This window comes from Tateyamaria omphalii, from assembly GCF_019802125.1.
Taxonomy (GTDB): domain Bacteria; phylum Pseudomonadota; class Alphaproteobacteria; order Rhodobacterales; family Rhodobacteraceae; genus Tateyamaria; species Tateyamaria omphalii_B.
This window is the reverse complement of record NZ_JAHVHT010000001.1, coordinates 1180562-1206040: the sequence shown is the minus strand read 5'-3', so window position 1 is coordinate 1206040 and position 25479 is coordinate 1180562. Positions and strand designations below refer to the sequence as shown.

The 25479-nt window shown below is 59.9% G+C and carries 32 protein-coding genes and 1 tRNA gene; 15 read left to right on the top strand and 18 right to left on the bottom strand.

The window, feature by feature from the left end; genetic code table 11:
* Positions 1 to 394: 394 nt before the first annotated feature.
* From KUV51_RS06000 to KUV51_RS05990, 3 genes are all read right to left on the bottom strand, one after another.
* Positions 395 to 1252 (bottom strand): lysophospholipid acyltransferase family protein, encoded by an 858-nt coding sequence (locus tag KUV51_RS06000; RefSeq protein WP_222520662.1) that lies wholly within the window; start codon positions 1250 to 1252, stop codon positions 395 to 397.
* Entirely contained in the window at positions 1249 to 2010 is a 762-nt protein-coding gene (locus KUV51_RS05995) for a GNAT family N-acetyltransferase (protein WP_222520661.1), read from the bottom strand. Before KUV51_RS05995 ends, KUV51_RS06000 begins: the two co-directional genes overlap by 4 nt.
* Positions 2011 to 2105: 95 nt before the next feature.
* A complete protein-coding gene (locus tag KUV51_RS05990; RefSeq protein WP_222520660.1) occupies positions 2106 to 2288 on the bottom strand; it encodes a DUF3553 domain-containing protein in 183 nt (60 codons plus the stop codon).
* A 38-nt stretch (positions 2289 to 2326) separates the two neighbouring features.
* Here KUV51_RS05990 and KUV51_RS05985 point away from each other — a divergent pair, with 38 nt between their 5' ends.
* A complete protein-coding gene (locus KUV51_RS05985) occupies positions 2327 to 2920 on the top strand; it encodes a histidine phosphotransferase family protein (RefSeq protein ID WP_222520659.1) in 594 nt (197 codons plus the stop codon).
* 3 nt (positions 2921 to 2923) lie between these two features.
* Here the strand turns inward: KUV51_RS05985 and KUV51_RS05980 are convergent, their stop codons facing one another.
* The 11 genes from KUV51_RS05980 to KUV51_RS05930 all read right to left on the bottom strand — a co-directional run bounded on the left by KUV51_RS05980 (position 2924) and on the right by KUV51_RS05930 (position 11487).
* Positions 2924 to 4189 (bottom strand): glutamate-5-semialdehyde dehydrogenase, encoded by a 1266-nt coding sequence (locus tag KUV51_RS05980; protein ID WP_222520658.1) that lies wholly within the window; start codon positions 4187 to 4189, stop codon positions 2924 to 2926.
* Positions 4190 to 4265: 76 nt separating this feature from the next.
* Entirely contained in the window at positions 4266 to 5372 is a 1107-nt protein-coding gene (gene proB / locus KUV51_RS05975) for a glutamate 5-kinase (protein WP_222520657.1), read from the bottom strand.
* Positions 5360 to 6394: a GTPase ObgE gene (obgE, locus tag KUV51_RS05970; protein ID WP_222520656.1), complete on the bottom strand. Its 1035-nt coding sequence runs from the start codon at positions 6392 to 6394 to the stop codon at positions 5360 to 5362. Before obgE ends, proB begins: the two co-directional genes overlap by 13 nt.
* A gap of 35 nt (positions 6395 to 6429) precedes the next feature.
* The gene (locus tag KUV51_RS05965) at positions 6430 to 6966 is read right to left on the bottom strand and encodes a GNAT family N-acetyltransferase (protein ID WP_222521258.1); all 537 of its coding nucleotides are present in this window, start codon (positions 6964 to 6966) and stop codon (positions 6430 to 6432) included.
* Between the two features lie 2 nt (positions 6967 to 6968).
* Positions 6969 to 7571: a LysE family translocator gene (locus KUV51_RS05960; protein ID WP_222520655.1), complete on the bottom strand. Its 603-nt coding sequence runs from the start codon at positions 7569 to 7571 to the stop codon at positions 6969 to 6971.
* Positions 7568 to 8110, bottom strand: coding sequence for a GNAT family N-acetyltransferase (locus tag KUV51_RS05955; protein WP_222520654.1), 543 nt, complete (start codon positions 8108 to 8110; stop codon positions 7568 to 7570). The genes KUV51_RS05960 and KUV51_RS05955 overlap by 4 nt, the downstream gene beginning before the upstream one ends.
* A gap of 5 nt (positions 8111 to 8115) precedes the next feature.
* On the bottom strand, positions 8116 to 8619 hold the full coding sequence (locus tag KUV51_RS05950) for a GNAT family N-acetyltransferase (RefSeq protein ID WP_222520653.1): 504 nt from the start codon (positions 8617 to 8619) through the stop codon (positions 8116 to 8118).
* 98 nt (positions 8620 to 8717) lie between these two features.
* Positions 8718 to 8987, bottom strand: a complete 270-nt coding sequence (rpmA, locus tag KUV51_RS05945) for a 50S ribosomal protein L27 (RefSeq protein ID WP_039686907.1) — start codon at positions 8985 to 8987, stop codon at positions 8718 to 8720.
* A gap of 12 nt (positions 8988 to 8999) precedes the next feature.
* Positions 9000 to 9683, bottom strand: a complete 684-nt coding sequence (locus KUV51_RS05940) for a 50S ribosomal protein L21 (protein ID WP_222520652.1) — start codon at positions 9681 to 9683, stop codon at positions 9000 to 9002.
* Between the two features lie 205 nt (positions 9684 to 9888).
* The gene (locus tag KUV51_RS05935; RefSeq protein WP_222520651.1) at positions 9889 to 10659 is read right to left on the bottom strand and encodes a DUF2059 domain-containing protein; all 771 of its coding nucleotides are present in this window, start codon (positions 10657 to 10659) and stop codon (positions 9889 to 9891) included.
* On the bottom strand, positions 10660 to 11487 hold the full coding sequence (locus KUV51_RS05930; RefSeq protein WP_222520650.1) for a DUF2059 domain-containing protein: 828 nt from the start codon (positions 11485 to 11487) through the stop codon (positions 10660 to 10662). It abuts the gene before it with no gap.
* A 159-nt stretch (positions 11488 to 11646) separates the two neighbouring features.
* On the opposite strand from KUV51_RS05930, the gene KUV51_RS05925 reads away from it, so the two are divergent.
* The 6 genes from KUV51_RS05925 to KUV51_RS05900 all read left to right on the top strand — a co-directional run bounded on the left by KUV51_RS05925 (position 11647) and on the right by KUV51_RS05900 (position 14490).
* A tRNA-Ser gene (locus tag KUV51_RS05925) sits at positions 11647 to 11736 on the top strand.
* A gap of 199 nt (positions 11737 to 11935) precedes the next feature.
* Positions 11936 to 12376, top strand: coding sequence for a potassium channel family protein (locus tag KUV51_RS05920; RefSeq protein ID WP_222520649.1), 441 nt, complete (start codon positions 11936 to 11938; stop codon positions 12374 to 12376).
* Between the two features lie 89 nt (positions 12377 to 12465).
* Positions 12466 to 13311, top strand: a complete 846-nt coding sequence (locus KUV51_RS05915) for a methyltransferase family protein (protein WP_222520648.1) — start codon at positions 12466 to 12468, stop codon at positions 13309 to 13311.
* On the top strand, positions 13274 to 13996 hold the full coding sequence (gene ubiG / locus KUV51_RS05910) for a bifunctional 2-polyprenyl-6-hydroxyphenol methylase/3-demethylubiquinol 3-O-methyltransferase UbiG (RefSeq protein WP_222520647.1): 723 nt from the start codon (positions 13274 to 13276) through the stop codon (positions 13994 to 13996). The genes KUV51_RS05915 and ubiG overlap by 38 nt, the downstream gene beginning before the upstream one ends.
* Positions 13993 to 14295, top strand: a complete 303-nt coding sequence (locus tag KUV51_RS05905; RefSeq protein ID WP_222520646.1) for a hypothetical protein — start codon at positions 13993 to 13995, stop codon at positions 14293 to 14295. Before ubiG ends, KUV51_RS05905 begins: the two co-directional genes overlap by 4 nt.
* Positions 14296 to 14298: 3 nt before the next feature.
* A complete protein-coding gene (locus KUV51_RS05900) occupies positions 14299 to 14490 on the top strand; it encodes a hypothetical protein (protein ID WP_222520645.1) in 192 nt (63 codons plus the stop codon).
* On the opposite strand, the gene KUV51_RS05895 is transcribed toward KUV51_RS05900, so the two are convergent.
* Both KUV51_RS05895 and KUV51_RS05890 read right to left on the bottom strand, forming a co-directional pair.
* The gene (locus KUV51_RS05895; RefSeq protein WP_222520644.1) at positions 14487 to 14867 is read right to left on the bottom strand and encodes a VOC family protein; all 381 of its coding nucleotides are present in this window, start codon (positions 14865 to 14867) and stop codon (positions 14487 to 14489) included. The two genes, KUV51_RS05900 and KUV51_RS05895, sit on opposite strands and share 4 nt — an antisense overlap.
* A gap of 41 nt (positions 14868 to 14908) precedes the next feature.
* The gene (locus KUV51_RS05890; RefSeq protein WP_222520643.1) at positions 14909 to 15997 is read right to left on the bottom strand and encodes a PQQ-dependent sugar dehydrogenase; all 1089 of its coding nucleotides are present in this window, start codon (positions 15995 to 15997) and stop codon (positions 14909 to 14911) included.
* A 156-nt stretch (positions 15998 to 16153) separates the two neighbouring features.
* Here KUV51_RS05890 and KUV51_RS05885 point away from each other — a divergent pair, with 156 nt between their 5' ends.
* From KUV51_RS05885 to KUV51_RS05855, 7 genes are all read left to right on the top strand, one after another.
* Positions 16154 to 17341, top strand: coding sequence for an ABC transporter substrate-binding protein (locus KUV51_RS05885; protein ID WP_222520642.1), 1188 nt, complete (start codon positions 16154 to 16156; stop codon positions 17339 to 17341).
* Positions 17342 to 17431: 90 nt separating this feature from the next.
* Positions 17432 to 18214 carry an ABC transporter ATP-binding protein gene (locus KUV51_RS05880; RefSeq protein ID WP_222520641.1) on the top strand — a complete coding sequence of 261 codons (783 nt, stop codon included), beginning with the start codon at positions 17432 to 17434 and terminating at the stop codon, positions 18212 to 18214.
* A 69-nt stretch (positions 18215 to 18283) separates the two neighbouring features.
* Positions 18284 to 18997, top strand: a complete 714-nt coding sequence (locus KUV51_RS05875) for an ABC transporter ATP-binding protein (protein WP_222520640.1) — start codon at positions 18284 to 18286, stop codon at positions 18995 to 18997.
* 2 nt (positions 18998 to 18999) lie between these two features.
* Positions 19000 to 19431 carry a hypothetical protein gene (locus KUV51_RS05870; protein WP_222520639.1) on the top strand — a complete coding sequence of 144 codons (432 nt, stop codon included), beginning with the start codon at positions 19000 to 19002 and terminating at the stop codon, positions 19429 to 19431.
* On the top strand, positions 19431 to 20441 hold the full coding sequence (locus tag KUV51_RS05865; RefSeq protein ID WP_222520638.1) for a branched-chain amino acid ABC transporter permease: 1011 nt from the start codon (positions 19431 to 19433) through the stop codon (positions 20439 to 20441). The genes KUV51_RS05870 and KUV51_RS05865 overlap by 1 nt, the downstream gene beginning before the upstream one ends.
* Positions 20438 to 21742, top strand: a complete 1305-nt coding sequence (locus KUV51_RS05860; protein ID WP_222520637.1) for a branched-chain amino acid ABC transporter permease — start codon at positions 20438 to 20440, stop codon at positions 21740 to 21742. The genes KUV51_RS05865 and KUV51_RS05860 overlap by 4 nt, the downstream gene beginning before the upstream one ends.
* Position 21743: 1 nt before the next feature.
* Positions 21744 to 22448: a DUF2306 domain-containing protein gene (locus KUV51_RS05855; protein WP_222520636.1), complete on the top strand. Its 705-nt coding sequence runs from the start codon at positions 21744 to 21746 to the stop codon at positions 22446 to 22448.
* A 33-nt stretch (positions 22449 to 22481) separates the two neighbouring features.
* Here KUV51_RS05855 and KUV51_RS05850 read toward each other — a convergent pair whose 3' ends face one another.
* Both KUV51_RS05850 and KUV51_RS05845 read right to left on the bottom strand, forming a co-directional pair.
* Positions 22482 to 22781, bottom strand: a complete 300-nt coding sequence (locus tag KUV51_RS05850) for a Dabb family protein (protein WP_222520635.1) — start codon at positions 22779 to 22781, stop codon at positions 22482 to 22484.
* A 61-nt stretch (positions 22782 to 22842) separates the two neighbouring features.
* On the bottom strand, positions 22843 to 24384 hold the full coding sequence (locus KUV51_RS05845; RefSeq protein WP_222520634.1) for a helicase HerA-like domain-containing protein: 1542 nt from the start codon (positions 24382 to 24384) through the stop codon (positions 22843 to 22845).
* A gap of 475 nt (positions 24385 to 24859) precedes the next feature.
* Between KUV51_RS05845 and KUV51_RS05840 the strand changes: the two genes are divergently transcribed.
* Positions 24860 to 25441 (top strand): invasion associated locus B family protein, encoded by a 582-nt coding sequence (locus tag KUV51_RS05840; RefSeq protein WP_261385658.1) that lies wholly within the window; start codon positions 24860 to 24862, stop codon positions 25439 to 25441.
* The last annotated feature ends 38 nt before the right edge of the window (positions 25442 to 25479 follow it).

Genomic DNA, 25479 nt, shown 5'->3' with positions numbered 1-25479 from the left:
TTCCGGTTTTCGCCTCGTCCGGGGTATCAGCGCGACTGCACCAACCGGTGGACATTTGGGGATGTCTCCCCCATCTGCCCGCCCCGAATTGCGGATTGATGCGCGGGCCTTACGGCAGCAGCCCCCAATTGACAAGCCCCAAATGCCCTCCAATCGCAATGCCCCTTCTTCTGGCTGAAAATACTTCGGGGAGTCCGCAGGACGGGGCAGAGCCCCTAAAAAACGTCGTCGCGCGCCAGCGCGGCCTTTGGATCGGCCAACTCTATATATTGTGCGCAAGATCCATCAAACACATAGCCCGGTGCACAACCGGTGTACGGGGGGTGCACAGGGGGTGTACGCATTGCGCACACTCCGCAGCGAACGATAGGAGGACCCATTGCGCAACAATGGGTTAAATCTCGGCGCTTTCGTTAACGCTCTGTTCATCTGAGGCAAGGCCATGACTGCTGCGTACAACCCCCTCTGCCGCAGCGGCCAGCGCCTTGCGGTTCGCGACATCCGACACCGAAATCGCCGGATGGTAGATCACCTCGACATGGCCATGACGCGGCAACGCAAGCGTGGCTAGCAGGTGGGTGCCAAACTCCATATCTCCCCACCAGCCATAGGTCCGCGCGTCGCGACCCCGGGGCGCGTGATAAACCACCGTGACCGGCTGGACCGATACGTGCGGGCGCAGCTCATCGGCAAAGAAGGATGCAAAGAGTGTTGTCTTGAAAGGCAACACGCGCAGTCCGTCGGTGCTGGTGCCTTCAGGGAAAAAGAGCAGCCGCTGACCGGCCCGCAACCGCTCCTCGAACAGGTCCGTCTGCGCCTTGGCCTCGCGCCGGTCCCGGGCGATGAAGAGCGTGCCTGTGGCGCGTGCCAATGCACCGATCCCGGGCCATCCCGCCACCTCGGATTTCGACACGAAATAGATGCGGTCCGCAGCGTTCAGCACAAAGATATCAAGCCACGAAGAATGGTTGGCCACAATCGCCCCCTGCCCCTCCATTGGCTTGCCACTACGCCGGTACGCGAGCCCCAGCCAGAATAGCGAAATGCGGCAGACGCACTGCGTGATCCACGGTGTCCAAGGACGGTGCAGGCCGAACAGCGGACGTTCGATCAGCCGCAACGGCAGCAATAGCGCAAGCCCGCCAAGGATGATCAGAAGGATGCCAAGACCGCGCCAGAAAACGCGTAGGATTGCAAGCGGGCCACGCGCGACATGCTCAGGCGGCGGTGCTCCGTCCCATGTCATGTTCATGTCTGCGCCCCATAGATCCGCCTCTGTCGCTCAGACATCACGGCGGTGTCCATGATCAGGCAAACATCCGTGGTGTTAAAGCTGTGGTCCACATATGCACCCTCACCCACAACCCCACCAAGCCGCAGATAAGCCTTGATCAGCGACGGCACCTGAACCATCGCCGCGCGCCTGTCGATCTCGGTCTCCGGCAAAAGGTTCATCGAAGCCGCATACGGCGGGCGGGCACGGACACGCAGATGTTCCGGAGCAAGATGACGGTGGTGCAAGAGAGACAGAGGCTGTGCCAAACGCTGCACATCCGTTCCGTGAAACGAGGCGACGCCAAACATGATCTCGATCCCGTGGTTCTCGATATAGGCGGCCAGCCCGTTCCAAAGGTGATACATCGCCGGTCCGCCGCGATAGTCCGCGTGTACACAGGATCGCCCCAACTCCAGAAGCCGCCGCCCTGTCGCGCGCAGGGGTGAGAGATCGTATTCATCCTCAGAATAGAATTGGCCTGCAGCCTCGGCCCGCTCTGCGCGCAGCATCCGGTAGACGGCAACCACCTGCCCTACGGCATCGTCGTGCAGCACAAGATGATCAAAGAAAGGGTCGAAGCGGTCCTGTTCCAAGCGCTCCGCGTGATCAACCAGAGGCCCGCCGCCACCCAATTCGCCGACGAACACGTCATAACGCAAACGCTGCGCAGCCCGCAGATCTGCGTCAGTGTCGGCGAGTGCGACGCGAAATTCAGGCGCGTGGGTCAGGGTCATCGCAGGCCGTTTAGCGAGATCGTTTGAAATTGGGTAGGCATTCCGGTCCAGATGCGACCTCAGGTTGCAACACGTTAACAATTCGGAAAGGATGTTCAGGCATCAAACACAGGGATCAGTGCAACCCGCGTCCCATCGATCACCACCTTGCCCTCATTGGGAAAATTCACGGTGACCTTGCCCGCGATGTTGCTTTGAACCTGTCCGATCCCCCAGTCCTCATGCTGGGGATGACGCACGAACATACCGGGGGCCAGAATGGCGTTCAGATCTTCCATGATGAGGCCTTACCAAATTCTGAATTGGGGGGCCGCTGATGGGCCAAAGTAACATCAACCTGGCGGCACTGATTGGCAGCCGGATTTGCCATGATCTCATATCGCCGATCGGGGCGATCAACAATGGGCTCGAACTGTTGGGCATGTCTGACGCGCGTGAGGGGCCCGAGCTTGACCTGATCTCCGAAAGCGTTGGCAACGCCAGTGCGCGCATCCGGTTTTTTCGCATCGCCTATGGTGCCGCAAGCGATCAATCCCTCGGGCGGGCCGAAGTTGTTTCGATCCTATCCGACAGTATGCGAGGCGAACGGCTCAAGGTCGTCTATGGTCCGCTTGACCCGCAGCCGCGCTGGGCCGTGCGCATGGCGTTTCTGGCAGTACAGTGCTTGGAAACCAGCCTGCCCTATGGTGGCCGGATTGAGATTGCCTGTTCCAACGGCGCCTGGGACATCACCGGTCATTCGGAAAAACAAAGCGTGGATGCCGGACTTTGGGGACTGCTCGCCGGGCAGGACGTGGAAGAGTTGGCGCCCGCCCACGTTCAATTTGCCCTGCTGCATGAGGTCGCCCGGGATGCCAACAGAACGCTCGAAACTGAAGTGACGCCGGAACGTCTGTCCATCCAGTTCTGACGATCAGGCCCGCACGGTCCCGTCGCCGCGCACGAGGTATTTGAAACTGGTCAATTGCGCAGCGCCAACCGGCCCGCGCGCGTGCATCTTGCCGGTCGCGATCCCGATCTCTGCCCCCATCCCGAACTCACCGCCATCGGCGAACTGGGTCGACGCATTATGCATAAGGATGGCACTGTCCAATTGTTCAAAGAATTGAGCTGCGGCGCTGGCATCCTCGGTCAGAATGCAATCGGTGTGGTTTGATCCATAGGTCCGGATGTGGCCGATGGCTGCGTCGATATCAGGTACGATGCGCGCGGCAATGTCCATGTCCAGATATTCTTTGCCCCAGTCTGCTTCTGATGCGGCCAGTACACCCTCTATGGTCTGCAGTCCGACGTCCGCGTGCACCCGGACGCCCGCGTCCATCAGCGCCTTCACCACACCTTGACCGATGGTCGTCGCAATGTCCTTGTGGATCAGCAGGCACTCGGCCGCCCCGCAGATGCCAGTGCGCCGCGTCTTGGCGTTCAAAACGACCTTGAGAACCTTCTCAGGGTCGGCATCCTTGTCGACATAGATATGCACGATGCCTTCAAGATGGGCAAAGACCGGCACGCGCGCCTCACGCTGGACCAGGCCGACAAGCCCCTTGCCGCCGCGAGGCACAATCACGTCGATTGTGTCGGTCATCGTCAGCATTTCGCTGACCGCCGCGCGATCGCGGGTCGGGACCAGCTGAATGGCATCTTCGGGTAGGTTGGCATCGCTCAGGCCTGCCTGCAATGCAGCATAGATCGCTGCCGACGAATGAAAACTCTCGCTGCCACCCCGCAGGATGACAGCATTGCCGGCTTTCAAACACAGGGCGCCTGCATCCGCCGTCACATTGGGGCGGCTTTCATAAATCACGCCGACGACACCAAGCGGCGTACGGACACGTTGGATGTTGAGGCCGGTGGGCTGCGTCCATTCGGCCATGACCTCCCCTACAGGGTCCGCTTGCTCCGCCACCGCACGCAACCCATCTACGATGCCCTGAATGCGCTCTTCGTCGAGACGCAAGCGGTCCATCATGGCATCGCTCAGGCCCTTGTCTCGACCAAAGGCCATATCCTTGTCATTGGCCACGATAATAGCATCCCGGCTGTTCCAGACGTGGTCGGCAGCAGCGATCAGGGCAGCGTGCTTGCGTTCCGCACTGGCAAAGGCAAGCGTCGCGGCAGCGGCCTTCGCCCGCGTGCCGATGTCGGCCATTAGCGTGGGAATGTCAGCAAAGTCTTTCATTGTGTCGCGTCCTTTGCGGGCGGTACACCAGAGGATTTCCATGCCTCCGGCGGTCGTATTTATAGTCAGAAGAAGATCACAGCGCCATATCATCCCTGTGGATCAGCGCAGCGCGGCCCGGGTAGCCCAACAGCGCTTCGATCTCGGCGCTTCGGTGTCCTTTGATCTTCTGCGCCTCATCAGCAGTATAACGGCTCAGGCCCAGCCCAAGCTGGCGTCCATCCGGGCCGGAGATCAAGACGGGATCACCCCGTCCAAACGCACCGCTCACAACATGAACACCGGCAGGTAAAAGGCTGTTTCCATTGAGCAAAGCCTGTGCCGCTCCGGCGTCAAGCGTCACAGAACCCAGCGGCTTCATCGCCGCAATCCACCGCTTGCGGGCGGCTTGCGGGTCAAGGGTCGCCGTAAACCAAGTGGCATTTGCGCCGTTTTCCAGCGCCGTCAGGGGCCGAAGCGCTGCGCCATGACAGATCGCCATCCGGCATCCGGCTGCCGTGGCCGTTTTCGCGGCCATCAGCTTTGTCTTCATCCCGCCCTTGGACAGACCAGAGCCTGCGTCGCCCGCCTGAGCCTCAATCTCCGGCGTGATGCGGTCGATTGTTGTGTAGCGTTGTGCCGTGGGATCAACCGCCGGGTTTGCAGAATAGAAGCCGTCCACATCTGACAGCAGAACCAGCGTGTCCGCGCCAATGGTGGCTGCAATTTGTGCCGCCAGCCTATCGTTGTCACCAAAGCGAATTTCGTCGGTGGCGATGGTGTCATTCTCATTGACGATCGGCACCACTCCCAAACCCACCAGCTGCTCGAGTGTCGCGCGTGAGTTCAGGTACCGGCGCCGGTCGCGACTGTCCTCCAGCGTCATCAATACCTGTGCTGTCGTGATGTCGTGGGGGGCCAAGGCCTCTTCATAGGCACGGGCGAGACGAATCTGCCCGACGGCGGCAGCCGCTTGCGATTGTTCCAATGCCAGATCCGTTGATGGCAGACACAGCACACCACGTCCCAACGCGATGGAGCCGGAGGACACAAGCACAACCTGCACTCCCTGCCCCTTGAGCCAGGCGACATCGCGCGCCAGAGCCGCCAGCCAATCGGTGCGCAGCGCGCCTGTGGTTCTGTCGACCAGCAAGGCCGACCCGATCTTGACCACAAGCCGCTTGGCCGTGGTCAGGGACGCCATGGTTCCGCCTCTTCCTGGGGTTTGTGGCGCAAACGGTCGTCGTCGATCTGGCTGCGCAAGGCACGCAGTACGTCCGTCACCCCTTCGCGCGCAACGCTCGACATCAGCATGACCGGGCCGCCCGATGCCTGTTCCAGCGCTTTGCGGGCCTCTTCCCTTTGATCATCGTCCAACGCGTCGATCTTGTTCAGCACGGTCACGCGCGGCTTGTCGGCCAGATCACCGCCATAGGCTTCAAGCTCACCGATGATGGTGGCGTAGTCCTCGGCAACGGTTTCCGATGTCCCGTCGATCAGGTGCAGCAGCACTGCGCAGCGTTCCACGTGGCCAAGAAACAGATCGCCCAGGCCGCGCCCTTCGCTTGCGCCTTCGATCAAGCCCGGAATGTCGGCAACGACGAATTCCGTATTGTCCACGCCCACGACGCCGAGATTCGGGTGCAGCGTGGTAAAGGGATAGTCCGCGATCTTGGGGCGCGCATTGGACGTGGTGGCGAGGAACGTCGACTTGCCCGCATTGGGCAGTCCCAGCAGGCCCACATCGGCAATCAGCTTCAGGCGTAGCCACAGGGTCCGCTCCACCCCGTCCTGCCCGGGATTGGCGCGGCGCGGTGCCTGGTTGGTGGCCGATTTGAAGTGCAGGTTGCCCCAGCCGCCATTGCCGCCCCGTGCCAACTCGACCGTGTCTCCCACGTTCACGAGGTCAGCAATCACCGTCTCCTGGTCTTCGTCCAGAATTTCTGTCCCCGCGGGGACACGCAGAACGATGTCGTCACCGTCCTTGCCTGTGCGCTGCCGCCCCATGCCGGGCTGGCCATTCTTGGCAAAGAAATGCTGCTGATAGCGAAAGTCGATCAGCGTGTTCAGCCCGTCGACCGCTTCGGCAATGACCGAGCCGCCCGTGCCGCCGTCGCCACCATCAGGACCACCGTATTCGATATATTTTTCGCGCCGGAACGAAATACACCCGTTCCCGCCTGCACCCGAGCGGATGTAGACCTTGGCCAGATCAAGAAACTTCATGGGGTGGTCCTAGCGCGGGGGTGCGTCCCCCGCAATCAGAGTTTGCGGCTGTAGGTCCAAGTAGGCACCGTCGCATCCCGCGCGACCGAGAAGCTTTCGGCGTCTCCCAAATACTCGAACCCGCAATGTGTCAGTACACGGGCCGAGGCCGGGTTGTCCTGAAACACGCTGGCGAACATGGTGTCATTGCCCATCGGGTTTGCCTCGACCAGCGCCTGCACAGCGTCCGAGGCAAGGCCCGTATTCCAGAATGGCGGGGCGACCCAATAGCCCACTTCGGACTGGTTCCGGTCCATGCGAGTCAGAGAGATAAGGCCCATCACCTCAGTACCGCCAGCCTTGTGACCATCCATCGCCCACACGTCTTCGTCGCGTTCATCGGCCATCGCGCGCGTGACGAACGCTTCGGTTGAGCCCGGCGGCATGGGATGTGGAATAGACGCCGTCATACAAGCCACGCGCTTGTCGCTGGCATACATTTCGATCAGGCCCATGTCGGATTTGCGCAAAGGCCGCAGCACGAAGCGCTCGGTCTCGATCACATCCTGGGTCACGATTTTCTCCATTTCCATCGTCATATCCCTCCTCCGAACAACACAAACAGGACCGATGCGACGGTAAGCGCCGCAAGGCAATACATCAGATAAGGTTCCGCCGCCGTCCCTGCGAGGGTGCGCGCAATACGATCACCCGCAAGTGTCCAAAGCGGGTGCAAAACCACCTGTGTGGCCAGCAGTATCCCGCCAATGGTTGCTGTTGCGATAACAGGATCGGTGCCGGGGGTCACGAAGCCCGTGAAGCCCGCAACGATCATTGCCCACGCCTTGGGGTTCAACGGGTGCACGATCAAGCCCGCGACAAAACCCGGCGCTTTGGGCGCATGATCGGATGGGCCAAGCCGCAGCTGCGATACTTTCCAAGCAAGCCAGATGATGTAGGCAGCAGAGACCCATTTGAGCATCTCGAACACCCATGGCGCCTGCTCTGCCAGTTCCATCAGACCGAAGCCGACGGGCCAGATGATGAACTGCTTGCCAAGTGCCACGCCCGCAACGAACGGCAACGCCGCGGTGAACCCATAGCGCGCACCCGTCGCCAACAGCGCCATGTTCGCCGGTCCAGGCGTGCCAACCTGGCTGGCCGCGAAGACGGCAAAGGAGGCGGCGGCAACACTCATGTCAACCGCACCAGATCACGGTCGAGCAGACCCATGATCAGATCATCGTGCCATTCTGCGTCGATAAAGGCCGATTCCCGCTCCTGCCCCTCGACCACGAAGCCCACCTTCTTGTAGGCCGCAATCGCACGTTCGTTGAATGTCAGCACCCGGCAGCCAAGCCGGTGCAGGCCCATGGTGTCAAAGGCATGGGTCGCCAGCACCTGCATGGCTTCTGTGCCGTAGCCATGCCCGAGGGCGTTTTGATCGAGAATGCCGATGCCTATCAATGCGCGCTTATCGGCAAAGTTGATAAGGTGAAGCCGGAGCGAACCAAGCAACGCCCCTCCGGCCTCGATGATCCAGGCATGGCTGTCGTCGGCTACGGTCTTCACCCACGACTCTGCCGCGTCACGGGTGATGTCACGCACCTGACCAGGATCGCCGCCGAACATCTTGACGATGTCGGGCGTATTGCCCAGGGCATAGCGTGCATCAACATCACCCGGCACCGTATCGCGCAGCGTGACACGTGGACCACGCAGGATTGGCTTGGTCATTGTGGTCATTCCCCTGCCCCCCAAGCCGATTGTGTCAGAACCATCCTCTGCAAAACGTGGCAATCGCCGGTCGCGGGGCACCGCGCCTGCTCTTGGGACGTCTGCACAAAACCCAGCTTGTCCAGCACATGACGCGATGCGCCGTTGTCCGTGAAATGTCCGCTGATCAAGTCCTCAGCGCTTCGCGCGAAATGGCGCGCAACCATCGCGCGGCAGGCTTCCGATGCGTAACCGCGGCCCCAATGGTTCTTGCCTAACCAATAGCCCAGCTCACGTTCGATACCGACGCACCCCACAAGCTGTGTGCCAACACATATGACAAAGGTGTTTCCGTTGCCATTCTGGACAGCCGAAATGAACCCGTAAGCGTCGGACAGACCGTAAGGGTGAGGCACGCGGGTCAACCAGCGCGACACATCCACATCACCCACAAGCGAGGCAATCGCTGCCGCATCCGCCATCTCGGGGCGGCGCAGGGTCAGGCGTTCGGTTGTGATGTGGTCTGTCATTGGACCGTCCTCGCTGTTTGCGGGGGGCGGAAACGAAGAAAGGGACCGACGTTTCCGCCGATCCCCCTGAATTTCGAAAAACCCGTTTGTGGTTCGGCTTATTCAGCAGCCTCCGCGACCGGAAGCACCGAGATAAATGTACGACCTTTCAGACCCTTGTGGAATGTGACCGAACCTTCTTCGGTCGCAAAGATCGTGTGGTCCTTGCCCATGCCAACACCCTGGCCCGGCCAGAACTTGGTGCCGCGCTGACGAACAATGATGTTGCCTGGGATGGCCGCCTGGCCACCATAGAGTTTCACGCCAAGACGGCGGCCCGCGGAGTCGCGACCGTTACGGGATGAACCCCCTGCTTTTTTATGTGCCATGCGTCTCTCTCCTTAGCCTTTGGCCAGTTCTTCGGCCTGAGCGATCCAGCCTTCACGCTCGATCCGGCCTTTGAACGACAGTTTCTCGTCCATAGCAGCAACGTCCTCTTCGGTCCATGCTGCAATCTGCGCGAAGGTGGTGACGCCAGCCTCGTGCAGTTTCTTCTCAAGCGCGGGGCCTACACCGGACAGTTGCTTCAGATCGTCGCCTTCGGCTGCGGCCTTCTTGGGCGCGGCTTTCTTGGCTTCTTTCTTCGGCTCTGCCTTCGCTTCAGCTTTGGGCGCTTCGGCTTTCTTTTTGGCGGGCTTGGCAGCAACAGGTGCTGCGGCGATGCCAAAACCTGCGCCGTTTTCGGCTGCCATCACACCGGACTTGTCTGCGCCAGAGGCGAGGATTTCGGTGATCTTGACCAGTGTCAGTTGCTGACGGTGACCCTTGGTGCGCTTCGACGAGTGCTTCCGACGACGCTTGACGAAGTTGATCGTCTTGGGGCCTTTGATCTGTTCGATGACTTCGGCCTGCACGCCAGCGCCCGCAACAACGGGCGAACCAACGACGGGGCTGTCGCCACCAACCATCAGCACTTCGTTGAATTGAACCTTGTCACCTGCATTTGCGGCCAGCTTTTCAACGCGGAGCGTGTCGCCCGATTGAACCTTGTACTGCTTGCCGCCGGTTTTCATAACCGCGAACATTGCGTTCTTCCTTTGTCTGCCGCGTTCTGTGGCCCCGGTTGCCCGGTGTTTTGGCATTTGCCGCCTCGAACAGCGCGCCCTGCATGGGGCGTCATTGCGAAATAAAGCACCGCCGGAGAGACTCCAGCGGCGTGTGTCCGCTTTCTGAGCGATGGCCGAGGGGATGTCAATGCTTAACTGGCGCGTGTGCGAGCGCTTAACGACCTCACAACTCGTTTTGCGGCAACAGGCGGCCCGCGGCCTGACCAAGTGCGTAAGACAGCGTTGTGTAGCTCTGACCAAAGGCGAGAAAAAGCGCGTCATCAACCTTTGCACCTACTTCCGTTTTCCAGAACGAAATGTAGATGGCGATGTCATCTTCGCTGAGCGCGGATTGCACCAACGCATTGTAACCGCGCAGCCAGCTTTCCGTATCAACCAGAACCCGTGCACGCAGCCGTTCCATATCGGGCGGATCGTCGGACAGGCCAGAGGCATCGGCCATTCCATCCAGAAACGCCGCCTGCGCCGCCACAGCCACGTCGGCATTTCGTTCGATCAGGTTACGGGTCAGGAGGTAGTCCGACACCATCTCGCCCGATGCGGTTGGTGCTGACTTGGCCGCTTCCTCGACCGTATCATTCAGGAAGGCATGCCGCGCTTCGACTTCAAGCGCGATGATCCGTGTGCCCAATTCGCTTTCAAAAAACAGCAGCGCCTGTTCGGCAATGCCTGCATCAAGCTCTTCCGCCATCACAGAGCGCAGTTCACTTTCCATGCGCTGCGGATCGTAAAGACGGGTCACCGTGTCGGCCCAGACGGCACCGCCCTGCCCGTTGAGAAAGGCGTTGTCTATGGACTGTCCTGCATCGCGCCCCTCGGCGACGAAAGCCTCGATCAGTTGCGGCACCCCCATAGCGTCGAGCAGCCGGTCGACATCTGCAAGTGCCGCCTGGGCCATCAGACCGAAGGACAAGGTCACAGCAGCAAGGCGCATTTACAGTTCCTGGCTTGGTTGCAGGGATTGCATGGCGCGTGCGAGCGCCTCGAACCGGTTGGCCATGATCTCGTATTGCACCGCGTTCATTAGATCATAGACGTGGCGCATCTTTGGATGCTCCAGCGCTTCGGTGTATTCCAGAACCTCCTGATCCGAGAAAGACTGGTATGTGTAGGCGGCCCCTGTCAGGGCGCTGGCAGCCACCTCTTCCTTCAGGACATCTTCGTCACTGGACAGCAATTCGCGCAGGTCGGGCTCGTCCAACTGCAACTCGATCACACCTGCACCTGCCGCAGCCATGAGAAAGCGTACCTGGATTTCCTGGATTGCCCGCACGCTGACACCGGCCGTGTCCGATGCCTCATTCATCCGCTTGAGGTACTCCAAACGGGGGCTTTCAAGCCGCTCGAGCCCCGCTACGATCGCTTCACCGCTTTCATGCTTGAGCGTGTCGTCCTCCTTCATGTGGCTGGCATTTTCGGCCTCAACCAGGCGCTGACCCAGATCTGTCGCATAAAAGTCAGCCGCATGGCTCAGCATATCGTCTTCGAGCGTTCTTTCCAGAATGTTGAGTGCAAGGTCATGCATCGTTTCAGTTTTGAACACATCCGTGGTCAGGCGTGTCCATTCAGTTCCGAAATCCTCTGCCTGCATCCCCAGCATCTGTGGCGCAGATTCGGCAGACAACCGGATACTTTCCAGGGCGACATCAAAGCCTGTCACCTGAAGGAAGTCCTGCAACTTTGCCCGGTCGGCGGCCAATGCCATCACCGGCATGGCCATGGTCACTACAAGGGCTGCAAGTCCCGCTCTTAGGGCGCGCATGGTGTTCCTTTCGCTTGTTCTGCTCGTGTGTTGTTCTCTGGTGTAAGGTTATGTGATTTTGCCTACACGTCCATCAAATTTCCTGTGTGGCGCGCTTTGCGCAAAAACTGCCTTGCGCGCAGGCACGCTTCGCTCTAATTGGGCGCACCAGACCCCCGCGGAGAGGTGCCGGAGTGGTCGAACGGGGCGGTCTCGAAAACCGTTGTGGGTGCAAGCCCACCCAGGGTTCGAATCCCTGTCTCTCCGCCATATCCCTTCAAACAAGTTGCTGAACAACCAAGCAGGACAGCCGCTCTGTTACCAAGATGCGCAGCGCTGTGGCAGCGTGGCAACCGCCCCGTTGGAGATCAACATCGGCGTTCTGTGACCAACCTCTTGTCCGGCCCATTGCCTTTGCCCGCAGAAACAGGTGCCATGCCAAGGCGACAATGTGCAGGAGATCATAGCGATGACCACAGCGGCCGAGATCGGGTTCGGAAGTGCCCTGCTTATCCTTTGCGCCATTGTTCACGTCGGGATTGTCACTGGCGCCATACCCTTGATTTCAAGCGTTGCGACACTCCTCGGGCGAACAAATGCAATATTCAGCGCGCTGCTGCTCCTGATCTTCGGAGTGATCGTCATCCTGATGGCGCACACCATCCAGGTTTGGTCCTGGGCATTTGTCTTTCTGATCAGCGGTGCATTCGGCGGTTTTGCGGACGCATTTTACTTTTCGATGGTGACATATACCACGCTGGGCTACGGCGACATTGTTCTGGACGAAGGCCTGCGGATTTTTGCGACATTTGCAGCGGTAACAGGATTGCTGACATTCGGCATCAGCACCGCATTCCTGATGACACTTATCAGTGCCTTGTTTCCCAACATCCGCAATCACGACAACTGATCGACTGAATTGTTGAAACAGCATCGGCGCCCTTGCGACTTTTTGACGGCGGCATGGAAATGAACGCATGGCTGGCTAGGTCGGCAACCATGCGATTAAACCATACTTCCCCTTTCCAGCGGTTCCTGACCTTGGTTGTTGGCACGTTTCGGCCTCCACCCGGGCGCGGGCGGATCGCTTTGGCGCTTGTTTACGGCCTCATGTGCCACATTCTGTTTGCGATCGCCGTGTTGTCCATGATTGTGGCGATGTTCTTTGGCATGAGCGTCAGTCTTGGAACCTTGCCCGCCCCATGGTCATATGTCGCGAACGCAATTCTGCTTCTGCAGTTTCCCCTCCTTCACTCACTTCTGCTGACACGACGCGGCGCTCGTCGTCTTGCGCAGCTTGCGCCGTCGCCACACGGCGGCACGCTGGCTACGACAACCTACGCCACTATCGCGTCCGGACAGCTCATTTTACTATTCGCGTTGTGGACACCGAGCGGCGTGGTCTGGTGGCACGCCGAGGGGGCCGGGTTCGTCGCCCTTTGCGTCGCCTACGCCGCGAGCTGGGCGCTGCTGGTCAAGGCAAGCTACGACGCAGGGGCAGAAGTACAATCGGGCGCGCTGGGCTGGATGTCGCTTGTCCAGGACAAGAAACCGGCCTTTCCCGACATGCCCACGGGCGGTCTGTTCCGCATTGTGCGGCAGCCCATCTATGTGTCCTTTGCGATGACAACCTGGACCGTCCCAACATGGACACCTGACCAACTGGTTGTCGCTGCAACCCTCACCGCGTACTGCCTGTTCGCCCCGCTTTTGAAGGAGCGCCGTTTCTCGGCACGCTACGGCGACCGCTTCGCCGCATACAGGGCACAGGTGCCCTATGCCCTTCCTGTTCGATGCATCCGATCCGATGGCCCAACCAGACCGCAACAACCTTCAGATCTATGACAATGTCGCCGCCGACTGGTGGACGGGTAACGTCAAATGGGTGCGTACGCTCAGGAACATGGTGCCCGGTCGGCTCAGATGGTTTGATACACATATCGACTGGGCGGGAAAGGATGTACTCGATCTGGGCTGCGCCGGGGGCTTCATGGCCGAGGCGCTGGCAGAACGGGGTGGACGGATCACCGGCATTGACCCGGCGGCGCAGGCGATAGAAGCGGCACGCATTCACGCCAAGGCAATGGCCAGGGACATCCGATATGACGTGGGGGTGGGAGAAAAGTTGCCCTACCCCGATTACAGCTTCGATGCGGTGGTTTGCGTGGATGTACTCGAACATGTCGAAGATCTTGAAACCGTTCTGGCAGAGGTCGCGCGGGTGCTGCGACCGGGCGGCATGTTCCTGTTTGACACCATCAACCGCAATCCGCTCGCGAAATTCGTGACCATCACCATCGCGGAGGATGTGATCGGTCTCTTGCCCAAGGGCACGCACGATCCCGAGATGTTCATCAAGCCTGCAGAGCTGCGTGACATGCTGCTCCGAACAGGGTTTGAAGTTGGTGCTCAAAGCGGGCTTGGACCTCGCGGTCTCAACCGCCAACTCGATTTCATTTTTGGCCCTCTGCCAAGCAAGGCCATCATTTACATGGGCGTCGCCATACTGCCCGCTGGCCTTGCAACATGACGGATGCAACGACGCGCTATCTCGTGCTCACGCGCCAGGTTATGCCGCTCATGGCTGCTGAACCCGGGTGCGCATGGCCGATCCGCAACGACCATTGCTTTCAGCGTGTTGTACTGGACACGATATGCGGTGGTGTCTGGTATGACCATCTGGCGCGCCCCGCTTACAAACACCTCACCCCGCAACAGGCGCAGCGCGCGGTGGCGGTTTGCGATGATATCATTGCCGGCCGCGTCGACCTTCACGCCCTGAACCGGCAGTCACTTGCGTGGCGCGGAAAACTGCGGAATGGGGCCTAGGCCATGCCGAAACGCACGTCACCCAGGGATGCGCAGCGTATTGAAGTGGCCGATGATCTGGACGATGTCGTCACCGACAAGCGCGAAGGCTGGCGCGCGACCGCCGCCAAGGCAAGGCGACGACAGCGCCGCTACTCCAAACAGTTGACCAATGAACTGACGCGCATGGCGCGCAATGACCAAGACGACCTTTAGTCGTCTATGAAGTCCACATGGATATGGTTGCCATCCGGGTCCCAGATGTTGAACGCGACAAGGTCCATCGCTTCGATCCCTGACCGCCGATAAGACACACCACGCTTCTGCAAGCGGTCCTGAAACACGTCGGCATCACCATCTGCACGAAAGGCAAAATGCTCCAACTTCAGTGCGGTTTCGGAACCCGCCGCGCCATCATCCTCGACCGCGACCAGATGGACGGCGGCGACGTCGCCAGCATAGAGCCACGCGCCATCCATATTGAATTCCGGTCGCACACCCGCTGAAAGGCCAAGGATCTCCTCGTACCATTGGATCATCTCAGCAAGCCGGGTGGTCCTCAGGTTTACATGATCAAGACGCGTGATCGTCATGGTGTCCTCCTCTTTCCGGGGGGCACCCTAGCGGCGATCAGCTAGCGCGTCATCCGATAGACAGTTCCGTTGCCCACCGAAATGAACAGGATGCTACCGTCGGGCGCCTCCACGATGTCGCGCACGCGCAAGGTTTCGTCGCCCTCGATCTGCTCGACCTCACGCACCGTTTCACCGTTCATGTCGAGGCGTGAAATATAGCTGAACTTGAGCGAGCCAACGAACATATCACCCTGCCACTCGGGGAACATGTCGCCTTGGTAGATCATCAGACCCGATGGCGCCATGGACGGGTCCCAGTAGAACGCAGGTTGCTCCATTCCCTCTTGCGCCGTGCCTTCGCCGATGCTGGCACCTGAGTAGTGGACACCGTACGAGATTACAGGCCAACCGAAATTCGCCCCCTTCTTGACCTTGTTCACCTCGTCGCCGCCGCGTGCGCCATGTTCAGCCGTCCAAAGCTCGCCGTCGGCATCCAGCCCCGCCCCTTGTGGGTTGCGGTGCCCATAGGACCAGATGTGCGGCTGGATACCGTCCTGACCGACAAACGGGTTGTCCGCGGGCACATTGCCATCGCGAGTCACCCGGATGATCGCCCCGTTGTGATTGCTGCGATCCTGCGCCGAGGGACGATCACCACGATCGCCCGTGGTCACAAAGAGTGTTCCGTCCGGCGCTTCGACCACGCGGCTGCCATAGTGGCGGCCCGTGCGCCCAACCGGTGCGCTCTCGAAAAGGTCGCGCAGGTTTTCAAGCCGGGTGCCGTCAGCACTGAGTTCTGCTGCGGCCAAGGCGGTGCCGGATCCGCGACCCTGCAGTTTGGAATAGGTCAGAAACAGCGTGCGCGTCGTATCAAAGTCGCGGGCAAGTGTGATGTCCAGCAGTCCGCCCTGCCCTTGCGCAACGACCCGAGGCGCGCCCGACACCTCCCGATTTTCCCCGCCACGCGCCAACATGAGTTGGCCATCGCGTTCGGTTACCAGAAACGAACCATCGGGAAGCGCGGCAACACCCCACGGCTCATCAAGACCCGTGACAACCGGGGTTACGGTCACAGCGCCCCGCTCGGTATCAAGTGCGAGCGCTGCACCGGGAAATAGAACAAGGGCTAAGGTGACGAAACGGTGCATGGGGCATCCTCCTAGATGGCTTGCAAGATACGTAGGCACGTCAACGTCCCATGCCACCCACATTCCCGTGCGTGAAGGCCGACTATTCACCTTTTCTTTTTTGAAAGCCGCGCTTAGGCTTCGCCGCAGGACAGCAGATCCACAGGGAGTAAACACATGAAAAAACTGCTTACGGCTACGGCTGCAACGGCATTGATGGCGGGAACAGCCTTTGCAGAAGACGTCAAGATCGGCATCATCCTTGGCTTTACCGGACCAATTGAATCGCTGACACCGTCGATGGCGGATGGCGCGGAACTGGCGATGAAGGAAGTGACCGACAGCGGCCTGCTTCTGGACGGCGCATCCGTATCCTCCGTGCGTGCGGATTCGACCTGCGTGGACGCAGGCGCTGCAACAGCCGCGGCCGAGCGTCTGGTGACTTCGGATCAGGTGGACGCGATCATGGGCGCGGATTGCTCGGGCGTGACCGGCGCGATCCTGAACAACGTGGCTGTCGCCAACGGTGTCGTCATGATCTCGCCTTCCGCCACGTCTCCCGGCCTGTCGCACAACGACAATGAAGACAACGGCCTGTTCTTCCGCACAGCACCCTCTGACGCACGTCAGGGCGTTGTGATGACCGAAGTGCTGATGGAAGAAGGCATCAAGGAAGTCGCGGTCACCTACACCAACAACGACTATGGCAAGGGCCTGGCCGACAGCTTCCAGGCGGCATTCGAGGCCGCGGGCGGCAGCGTGACCATCAACGCCGCGCACGAAGACGGCAAGGCTGACTACTCCGCCGAAGTTGGCGCACTTGCAGCCGCGGGCGGTGAACGTCTTGTTGTGGCCGGTTACGTGGATCAGGGCGGCTCAGGTATTGTGCGTGCGGCCATCGACTCGGGCGCATTCGACACCTTCCACTTCCCCGACGGCATGATCGGCGCCAAGCTGCAGGAAAACTTCGGTGACGAGATCGAAGGATCGACCGGCCAGCACCCGGGCACCGACAGTGAAGGCGCTTCGATGTTTGCCGAAATGGTGGGCGACGCTTTCGACGCCACCTCGCCCTTCACACCCGAAAGCTACGATGCGGCTGCCCTGATCATGCTGGCGATGGAAGCGGCCGGCTCCAAGGACAGCAACGACTTCAAAGAGCACGTGATGGACGTGGCCAACGCACCGGGTGAACAGATCTTCCCCGGTGAGCTGGCGAAAGCACTGCAGATCCTCAAGGACGGTGGCGACATCGACTATGTCGGCGCAACCGCCGTCGAACTGATCGGTGCCGGTGAATCTGCAGGCAACTACCGCCAGATCGTCATCGAAGGTGGCGAAATCACCACGGCGAAGTACCGCTAAGCGTCATTTGACTTGACCAGACAGCCCGGGGCGCAATCCTCGGGCTGTTTCAATTTGCCAAGACTGTCTCAAGGCAGCACGGGGAAGCACATGATCGTCGTTGACGACATTCACAAACACTTTGGCGGGTTCCACGCCGTCGATGGCGCGTCGCTGTCCATCACGCCCGGGTCCATCACTGGCTTGATCGGTCCGAACGGCGCAGGAAAAACAACTCTTTTCAATGTGATCGCAGGCGTTCTTCAACCCACATCCGGTCGCGTGACGATGGATGGCGAGGACATCACCGGCCTGCCACCGCATACGCTCTTTCACAAGGGTCTCTTGCGCACCTTCCAGATCGCGCACGAGTTTTCATCGATGTCGTGCCGCGAGAACCTGATGATGGTGCCGGGCGACCAATCGGGCGAGACTCTTTGGAACACATGGTTCGGGCGCAAGCGTATTGCCGACGACGAACGCGCGTTGGCCGCCAAGGCGGACGAAGTGCTGGAGTTTCTGACCATTGAACATCTGGCCGATCACAAGGCGGGACAGGTCTCGGGTGGGCAGAAAAAGCTCCTCGAACTGGGGCGGACAATGATGGTCGACGCCAAGATCGTTTTTCTGGACGAGGTCGGCGCAGGCGTGAACCGTACGCTTCTCAACACCATCGGAGACGCGATCCTGCGGCTCAACAAGGAACGCAACTACACCTTTGTCGTGATCGAACACGACATGGATTTCATCGGCAAGATCTGCGACCCGGTCATCTGCATGGCCGAGGGCAAGGTACTGGCCGAAGGCACGCTGGACGAGATCAAGGCCAACGAGCAGGTGATCGAGGCGTACCTGGGCACAGGTCTCAAGAATAAGGACAAGGTGGGCGCATGATTGGCAAATGTGCGTGGGGGCCAGCCCCCACACCCCCGGAGTTTACCTGGCAAGATGAAGGAGCGGATCTTGTCTGACCCCTTCTTGATCGGCGACACCATGACAGGTGGATACGGCGCCGGGCCGGACATTCTGCACGACTGCACGGTGGCCGTGGAACCGGGCGAGATTGCCGTTATCGTCGGACCGAATGGCGCAGGCAAATCCACCGCGATGAAGGCTGTCTTCGGGATGCTCGACGTGCGCCAAGGCTCCGTGCGGCTGGATGGAGAGGACATCACTGCCCTTTCGCCGCAAGACCGGGTGGCAAAAGGCATGGGCTTTGTGCCGCAAACGTCCAACATCTTCACCTCGATGACGGTGGAGGAAAACCTCGAAATGGGTGCATTCATCCGGCGCGACGATTTCTCGGACACGATGGCGCAGGTCTATGACCTGTTCCCGATCCTCAAGAAAAAGCGCCGCCAGCCGGCCGGCGAGTTGTCGGGCGGCCAGCGCCAGCAGGTCGCCGTGGGCCGCGCGCTGATGACCCAACCCAAGGTGCTGATGCTGGACGAGCCCACCGCCGGGGTCAGCCCCATCGTCATGGACGAGCTTTTTGACCGCATCATCGAGGTCGCCCGCACCGGCATCCCGATCCTGATGGTCGAACAAAACGCCCGTCAAGCGCTTGAGATTGCAGACAAAGGCTACGTTCTGGTGCAGGGCCGGAACGCGTACACGGGGACGGGCAGGGAGCTGCTGGCCGATCCAGAAGTGCGCAAGAGTTTTTTGGGGGGGTAGCGGTGAAGATCACATTAGCAACGCTGGCCGCCGTTTTGATGGGACCATGGCCTGCAATCGCCGACACATATACGTGTATGAGCGTAGAACTCTGCGTTTGTCAGAAAGCGGACGGATGCAGCGGCATAGATGCATACCTGGAAGAAAAACCGACCGAAATATGTGGCAAGAGCAGCGACATCTTCAAGGCGACCACGCACAGACGCAAAATTCACTTGGACGGAGACAGCTTGAAATTGACGCTAAAGGAAGCGCGACCCTATTTCTCTGATCTCGATTGGTACCAAGCTGGTGCAACACATGACAGATGGCTGGTGAATTTGAGGTTCGACAACGAAAGCATACAGACACGGTTTGATTTGCGTCAGATGGCACGAGGTTCGGTAAACGAACACGAATGGGTTTTGACAGGGACCTGCGAGGTGGTCGAGTAATGGACCTCCTCAACGCCTTCATCACCCTCTCGAACTTTGTCCTTATCCCAGCCATCGCCTACGGCTCCCAACTCGCCCTTGGCGCACTAGGAGTCACGCTCATCTACGGCATCCTCAGGTTCTCCAACTTCGCCCATGGCGACACGATGGCCTTTGGCACAATGGCGACCATCCTCATCACATGGGCCTTCCAGGGCCTGGGCGTTTCCGCCGGTCCCCTGCCCACCGCGCTTCTCGCCCTGCCCTTCGGCATCGGCGTGTGCGCCCTGCTGGTCCTCGCCACAGACCGCGGCGTCTACCGATTTTATCGCGGGCAAAAGGCGAAACCGATTATCTTCGTCATGGTCTCTCTTGGCGTCATGTTCATCATGAACGGCCTTGTCCGCTTCATCATCGGCCCGGACGATCAGCGCTTTTCCGACGGCGAACGCTTCATCATCTCCGTGCGCCAGTTCAAAGCCCTCACCGGCCTCGACGAAGGGTTGGCGATCAAGACGACCCAAGGGATCACCGTCGTCACCGCCATCATCGTCGTCGCACTGCTGTTCTACTTCCTGAATCGCACGCGCACGGGCAAGTCCATGCGGGCCTATTCGGACAACGAAGATCTCGCACTCCTCTCCGGCATCAATCCGGAGCGGGTCGTCATGGTCACTTGGCTGATCGTGGCAGCACTCGCAACAGTCGCGGGTGTCCTTTACGGTCTCGACAAGTCGTTCAAACCGTTCGTCTACTTTCAGCTGCTTCTGCCCATCTTCGCCTCTGCCATCGTGGGTGGGCTCGGCAACCCGCTGGGGGCGATCGCGGGCGGCTTCACCATCGCCTTCTCCGAGGTGATGATCACCTACGCCTGGAAGAAGGTCGCAGGCTATGCCTTGCCCGATGCGTTGGCGCCTGATGGCCTCGCCCAGCTTCTGTCCACTGACTACAAGTTCGCCGTCAGCTTCGTGATCCTGCTGATCGTGCTTCTGTTCAAGCCCACGGGCCTGTTCGCGGGGAAAGCGGTATGACCGACACCACACGCAACTTCGTCTATTTTGGCTTTATCGCCGCGCTGCTCATCGGCACCGGGATCATAACGTCGTGGAACCTTGCCATCACGATCCTGAACTTCGGCCTGATCTCCGCCATCATGGCGCTGGGAGTGAACCTGCAATGGGGCTTCGCAGGTTTGTTCAATGTAGGCATCATGGGCTTTGTTGCTCTGGGCGGCCTTGCTACCGTGCTGATATCTATGCCCCCAGTGGGTGAGGCTTGGGCAGCAGGAGGTTTGCGGGTGATCCTCGCCTTGATCCTTGGGGCTGCGACCATCGTGGGCGCCATTCTAGCCTATAACGCCCTGCCCAAGGGCCGGATGCGGACGCTCGGCATGATCGTGATCCTCGTCGCTGGCTTCTTCATTTATCGCGCTGTTTTTGACGGCGGCGTGCAGGCCGTCGAAGCCGTAAATCCCGCCAATGCCGGCTATCTTGGTGGCTTGGGTCTGCCTGTGCTGCTCGCCTGGCCCGTCGGTGGCCTCTTAGCCGCCGGCGCCGCCTGGATCATCGGCAAGACCGCTCTTGGCTTGCGCTCCGACTATCTCGCCATCGCCACGCTCGGCATCGCCGAGATCATCATCGCCATCCTCAAGAACGAGGACTGGTTGGCGCGTGGTGTAAAGAACGTGGTCGGCCTCCCCCGTCCTGCGCCCTACGAGATCAACCTTCAGAACAGCGAAACCTTTGTCGAACGGGCAACAAGCCTCGGCATCGACCCGGTCACGGCGTCTACGCTTTGGGTCAAGGCGATCTATGCGGGCCTTTTCACCGTCGTCCTGCTAATCCTCTTCATTCTCGCCCAACGCGCGCTGCACTCGCCCTGGGGTCGTATGATGCGCGCCATTCGCGACAACGAAGTGGCAGCCGAAGCCATGGGTAAAGATGTGACCGCAAGGCACCTGCAAATCTTCGTCCTCGGCTCGGCCATCTGCGGCATCGCGGGCGCGATGATGACCACGCTCGACGGGCAGCTCACGCCCGGCACCTACCAGCCCCTGCGCTTCACCTTTCTTGTCTGGGTCATGGTGATCGTGGGCGGGTCCGGCAACAACCTCGGGGCGGTCCTCGGCGGGTTCCTGATCTGGTGGCTCTGGGTGATGGTCGAGCCGATTGGCCTCTGGGTCATGCAGGTTGTCACTTCCGGCATGGCCGACGGCTTCTGGTTGCGCGAGCACCTGCTCGACAGCGCCGCCCACATGCGACTTTTGACCATGGGGATTGTGCTGCTTCTGGTGCTACGCTTCAGCCCCCGAGGGTTGATACCGGAGAAATAGGATGGCAAGCAGCACCGCCCGCACGCGATGGAGCATTGCGGGCCTCGTGCTGCTGTTCGTGTTGGTCCTCGGGTTCGTCTGGCACTCCGCACAGCGCGGTATGTTGGGGCTGAGTGGTGACACATCTGCCATTGAACGACTGACCGGGCCACAGTTCAGTCTTGCGGCACTCTTTGCCCATATGGTGACGGGCGCGGTCGTCACACTTCTGTCAGTGGTGCAGCTGGCCGCGCCCATCAGGCAGAGGTGGCCGCGTGTGCACCGGGTTTCGGGGCGCGTGCTGGCGGGTCTGGCATTCATCACGGGCGTAGGCGGCTTGATTTACATCGCACTCAGCGGCACCGTTGGCGGGCTGCCTATGTCCATCGCCTTTGGCCTCTACGGCACTCTGATGATCATTGCCGCCATCCAGACACCGCGTTTTGCGATGGCACGGGACTACGCACGACACCGGCGCTGGGGTTTGCGCCTGATTGTGCTGGGACTGGGGTCTTGGCTTTACCGGCTGCATTACGGGCTTTGGTATGGCACCACCTGCAGCCTCAGCGACTCCTTATGCGGCATTGCAGCCGAACCGGATTTCTCGGGCCTCTTCGACCAGATCAACCTCTTTGCCTTCTATCTGCCCTACATTCTGGTGCTGGAATGGTGGCTGCGGCGCGAACAGCGGGTGCAGGGTGACCACACCCCTTACGCCAGTTCGTAGGGTGTGCCTTTACGGTCCACGGCGTTCTCGGCGCTAGAAGGAGATATCAGCGGCCACGCGCATGTCCCGCAAAGGCCGCACGATGTCGATGGACTGTTGATACAACGGATGCGCCTTGTAGGCAGCCAAGGCGTCGCCATCTCGGAACTCGGCGTAGACGACCACATCAACCTCGTCCGACAGCGCATCGCTATGGGTGTTCTTGCGGACTGAAATCACGTCAGCATGCGGGTTCTCCTCAAGGATCGAAAGCCCCTCGAACACACGCTCCACATCGTCGCGCTCTTTCGCACGGAAAAACACGACATGCCGCAGTCGCCCCTCATCCTGCATGGTCGATAAACCTTGTGTCGTCGCGCGAATGCCGCGCCGTCCGGACAGATATGGGCGCAGATCAGCGTCCTTTGAAGAGCCCGCCAAGGATACCGCGCACCATGCGACGACCTGTCGTCCCGGTCAGCTCTTTCACGACCATCTTGGTCATGGCTTCGCCAAAGCTGGCTCCGCGTCGAGTGGTACGTGACGATGAGCGTGTCACACGCGCCCCGGAATAGCGGCGACCGGCGTTGAACTCGCGCAGCACCGGCTCCATCTCCTCGGCCTTTTCTTCGGCTTCCGCTGCCTCGGTCGCTGCCTTGTCGGCACGCGCCTTCAGGATTTCGAAGGCCGACTTGCGATCCATCGCTTCGTCATACTTGCCGGCCATGTCGCTGGCGACCAGATGCGCCTTACGCTCTGAGCTGGTGATTGGTCCCAATTGCGAGGAAGGAGGCCGGATCAAAGTCCGTTCGACGATCCCCGGCACGCCCTTTTTCTGCAGCATCGACGTTACGGCTTCACCCACGCCCACCTCGCGAATAGCCTCTTCGGTTTCGAAGCGCGGGTTCTCCCGATACGTCTCTGCAGCCATGCGCAGTTCCTTGCGGTCCTTCGCGGTAAAGGCGCGCAAGGCGTGCTGAAAACGGTTGCCCAACTGTCCCAATATGTCCTCGGGCACATCCGCCGGGTTCTGCGTGATAAAGTAGACGCCCACGCCCTTGGAGCGGATCAGACGGGCGACCTGTTCGACCTTGTCCACCAGCGCCTTGGGCGCGTCCTCGAAGAGCAGGTGCGCCTCATCAAAGAAAAAGACCAGCTTCGGCTTGTCCGGATCGCCGACTTCGGGCAACTCTTCAAACAGTTCGCTCAACAGCCACAAAAGGAATGTGGCATAAAGCTTCGGCGCGCCCATCAACTTGTCCGAAGCGAGGATGTTGACCATGCCCTTACCTGCCGCATCCGTGCGCATCAGGTCGGACAATTCCAGCGCAGGCTCTCCGAACAATTGGCTTGCACCCTGGTTCTCCAACACGAGCAAGCGGCGCTGGATCGCGCCGATGGACTGGGTCGACACGTTGCCATAGCGCAGCGACAGGTCCTTGGCGTTCTCACCGACCCAGACCAACAGTGCCTGCAGGTCCTTGAGGTCCAGAAGCGGCATACCTTCCTCGTCGGCGAGGCGGAAGGCGATGTTCAGGATACCCTCCTGTGCATCGGTCAGCTCAAGGAGTTGAGCCAGCAACAGCGGTCCCATCTCGGACACTGTTGTGCGCACCGGATGTCCCTGTTCACCAAACATGTCCCAGAAGGTCACCGGGCAGGCGTGATAGGTGTAGTCGGAAAAACCAATCTTTTCCGCCCGTTCGGTGAATGGACCATGCAACTTGTGCTCGGCTGTGCCCGATTTCGCGAGGCCGGAAAGATCCCCTTTTACATCCGACAGAAACACGGGCACGCCCGCGTTCGAGAAGCCTTCGGCCAGAATCTGAAGCGTCACCGTCTTGCCTGTTCCGGTCGCACCTGCAATCAAACCGTGTCGGTTGGCGTACTTTAGCGTCAGACCCTGTTTTTCGGCATAGTCGACCCCGCCACCACCGATGAAAATATGATCGTTCATGCCGTTAACCTTTTGTCCATTGGGGCCTTCGGCGCGACCATACAAAGTTAACCATTGGGTGCCATAGTGTTTTTGTTCCCGCCGAGAGTCCTCCTGGCGCGGAACACTTCCTCCCTGTCAGACTGGGCCGCGCTTCGTGCGCGGCCTTTTTTTGTCCAATTGAACGGTCTGGTTTAGTTCCTGATTTCACAATGTTTTCTTTTTCACATATTCCCTGTTGACCGCCGCCAACTGCTTTCGTAACGTCTCGCGCATAAGTCGGCCAGTCCGACGGGGAGAGAAAAAAGACACGTGGAAAAGGGGGCTTTGGGGTCCCCTTTTTTGCTGTTTGCCGCTTGTCACGAAAACTTTGCGCTTTGGCACTGACACTGGTTGCAGTCCATGCTAGCAGTTTGCGAAATGAAACAAGAGCGGAACCGATATGCGCACGTCCCTGATTGCCCTTTCCGTCGCCCTGCTGATGCCAATTAGCGTCATGGCACAAGATGCGGAAACGACACCCGAAGACACGACCGAGACTGAACAAGCCACAGACGGTCCCAATGTTGGAAACGCCATCGAGGATCAATTGAGCCTGGGTGAGGATGCGTCCGCCCCGCAAGTCGGTCAAACCTACACGGCAGAGACCATCGGTGACTGGGAGCTGCGCTGCATCAAGGCCGAAGAAGGTCAGGAAGAACCCTGCCAGATGTATCAGCTGATGCAGGATGAAGAGGGCACGCCCGTCGCCGAGATCTCGATCTTCCGCCTGCCCGAAGGCGGGCGCGCTGTGGCAGGTGCTACCATTATCGTGCCTCTTGAAACGTCCCTACCCCAGCAATTGACGATGGAAGTCGATGGCGGTCAGGCGCGTCGCTACCCCTATGCGTTCTGCAACCCGATCGGGTGTTACTCGCGGGTTGGTCTTGTCGCGGACGAAGTTGCGCAATTCCGGCGCGGCGCCAACGCGAAACTGACCATCGTTCCGGCCCTCGCGCCTGATCAGAAGGTTGAGCTGAACATGTCGCTGAGCGGCTTCACCGCCGCCTTTGACAAGACATCCGTCGCACAGTTCTAAGGATCAGCCAATCCATCAAAAAGCCGCCTTCGGGCGGC

What these genes read in the sequence shown, in the direction of transcription:
- KUV51_RS05960 (WP_222520655.1), bottom strand. Translation starts at nt 7,571, where the DNA reads ATGAGTGTTGCCGCCGCCTCCTTTGCCGTCTTCGCGGCCAGCCAGGTT.
- KUV51_RS05915 (WP_222520648.1), top strand. Translation starts at nt 12,466, where the DNA reads ATGCGATTAAACCATACTTCCCCTTTCCAGCGGTTCCTGACCTTGGTT.
- KUV51_RS05920 (WP_222520649.1), top strand. Translation starts at nt 11,936, where the DNA reads ATGACCACAGCGGCCGAGATCGGGTTCGGAAGTGCCCTGCTTATCCTT.
- KUV51_RS05865 (WP_222520638.1), top strand. Translation starts at nt 19,431, where the DNA reads ATGGACCTCCTCAACGCCTTCATCACCCTCTCGAACTTTGTCCTTATC.
- proB (WP_222520657.1), bottom strand. Translation starts at nt 5,372, where the DNA reads ATGGCGTCCCTGACCACGGCCAAGCGGCTTGTGGTCAAGATCGGGTCG.
- KUV51_RS05905 (WP_222520646.1), top strand. Translation starts at nt 13,993, where the DNA reads ATGACGGATGCAACGACGCGCTATCTCGTGCTCACGCGCCAGGTTATG.
- KUV51_RS05860 (WP_222520637.1), top strand. Translation starts at nt 20,438, where the DNA reads ATGACCGACACCACACGCAACTTCGTCTATTTTGGCTTTATCGCCGCG.
- KUV51_RS05885 (WP_222520642.1), top strand. Translation starts at nt 16,154, where the DNA reads ATGAAAAAACTGCTTACGGCTACGGCTGCAACGGCATTGATGGCGGGA.
- ubiG (WP_222520647.1), top strand. Translation starts at nt 13,274, where the DNA reads ATGGCCCAACCAGACCGCAACAACCTTCAGATCTATGACAATGTCGCC.
- KUV51_RS05965 (WP_222521258.1), bottom strand. Translation starts at nt 6,966, where the DNA reads ATGGAAATGGAGAAAATCGTGACCCAGGATGTGATCGAGACCGAGCGC.
- KUV51_RS05930 (WP_222520650.1), bottom strand. Translation starts at nt 11,487, where the DNA reads ATGCGCGCCCTAAGAGCGGGACTTGCAGCCCTTGTAGTGACCATGGCC.
- KUV51_RS05855 (WP_222520636.1), top strand. Translation starts at nt 21,744, where the DNA reads ATGGCAAGCAGCACCGCCCGCACGCGATGGAGCATTGCGGGCCTCGTG.
- KUV51_RS05880 (WP_222520641.1), top strand. Translation starts at nt 17,432, where the DNA reads ATGATCGTCGTTGACGACATTCACAAACACTTTGGCGGGTTCCACGCC.
- KUV51_RS05990 (WP_222520660.1), bottom strand. Translation starts at nt 2,288, where the DNA reads ATGGAAGATCTGAACGCCATTCTGGCCCCCGGTATGTTCGTGCGTCAT.
- obgE (WP_222520656.1), bottom strand. Translation starts at nt 6,394, where the DNA reads ATGAAGTTTCTTGATCTGGCCAAGGTCTACATCCGCTCGGGTGCAGGC.
- KUV51_RS06000 (WP_222520662.1), bottom strand. Translation starts at nt 1,252, where the DNA reads ATGAACATGACATGGGACGGAGCACCGCCGCCTGAGCATGTCGCGCGT.
- KUV51_RS05985 (WP_222520659.1), top strand. Translation starts at nt 2,327, where the DNA reads ATGGGCCAAAGTAACATCAACCTGGCGGCACTGATTGGCAGCCGGATT.
- KUV51_RS05890 (WP_222520643.1), bottom strand. Translation starts at nt 15,997, where the DNA reads ATGCACCGTTTCGTCACCTTAGCCCTTGTTCTATTTCCCGGTGCAGCG.
- rpmA (WP_039686907.1), bottom strand. Translation starts at nt 8,987, where the DNA reads ATGGCACATAAAAAAGCAGGGGGTTCATCCCGTAACGGTCGCGACTCC.
- KUV51_RS05950 (WP_222520653.1), bottom strand. Translation starts at nt 8,619, where the DNA reads ATGACAGACCACATCACAACCGAACGCCTGACCCTGCGCCGCCCCGAG.
- KUV51_RS05895 (WP_222520644.1), bottom strand. Translation starts at nt 14,867, where the DNA reads ATGACGATCACGCGTCTTGATCATGTAAACCTGAGGACCACCCGGCTT.
- KUV51_RS05840 (WP_261385658.1), top strand. Translation starts at nt 24,860, where the DNA reads ATGGCACAAGATGCGGAAACGACACCCGAAGACACGACCGAGACTGAA.
- KUV51_RS05900 (WP_222520645.1), top strand. Translation starts at nt 14,299, where the DNA reads ATGCCGAAACGCACGTCACCCAGGGATGCGCAGCGTATTGAAGTGGCC.
- KUV51_RS05845 (WP_222520634.1), bottom strand. Translation starts at nt 24,384, where the DNA reads ATGAACGATCATATTTTCATCGGTGGTGGCGGGGTCGACTATGCCGAA.
- KUV51_RS05850 (WP_222520635.1), bottom strand. Translation starts at nt 22,781, where the DNA reads ATGCAGGATGAGGGGCGACTGCGGCATGTCGTGTTTTTCCGTGCGAAA.
- KUV51_RS05935 (WP_222520651.1), bottom strand. Translation starts at nt 10,659, where the DNA reads ATGCGCCTTGCTGCTGTGACCTTGTCCTTCGGTCTGATGGCCCAGGCG.
- KUV51_RS05955 (WP_222520654.1), bottom strand. Translation starts at nt 8,110, where the DNA reads ATGACCAAGCCAATCCTGCGTGGTCCACGTGTCACGCTGCGCGATACG.
- KUV51_RS05940 (WP_222520652.1), bottom strand. Translation starts at nt 9,683, where the DNA reads ATGTTCGCGGTTATGAAAACCGGCGGCAAGCAGTACAAGGTTCAATCG.
- KUV51_RS05995 (WP_222520661.1), bottom strand. Translation starts at nt 2,010, where the DNA reads ATGACCCTGACCCACGCGCCTGAATTTCGCGTCGCACTCGCCGACACT.
- KUV51_RS05980 (WP_222520658.1), bottom strand. Translation starts at nt 4,189, where the DNA reads ATGAAAGACTTTGCTGACATTCCCACGCTAATGGCCGACATCGGCACG.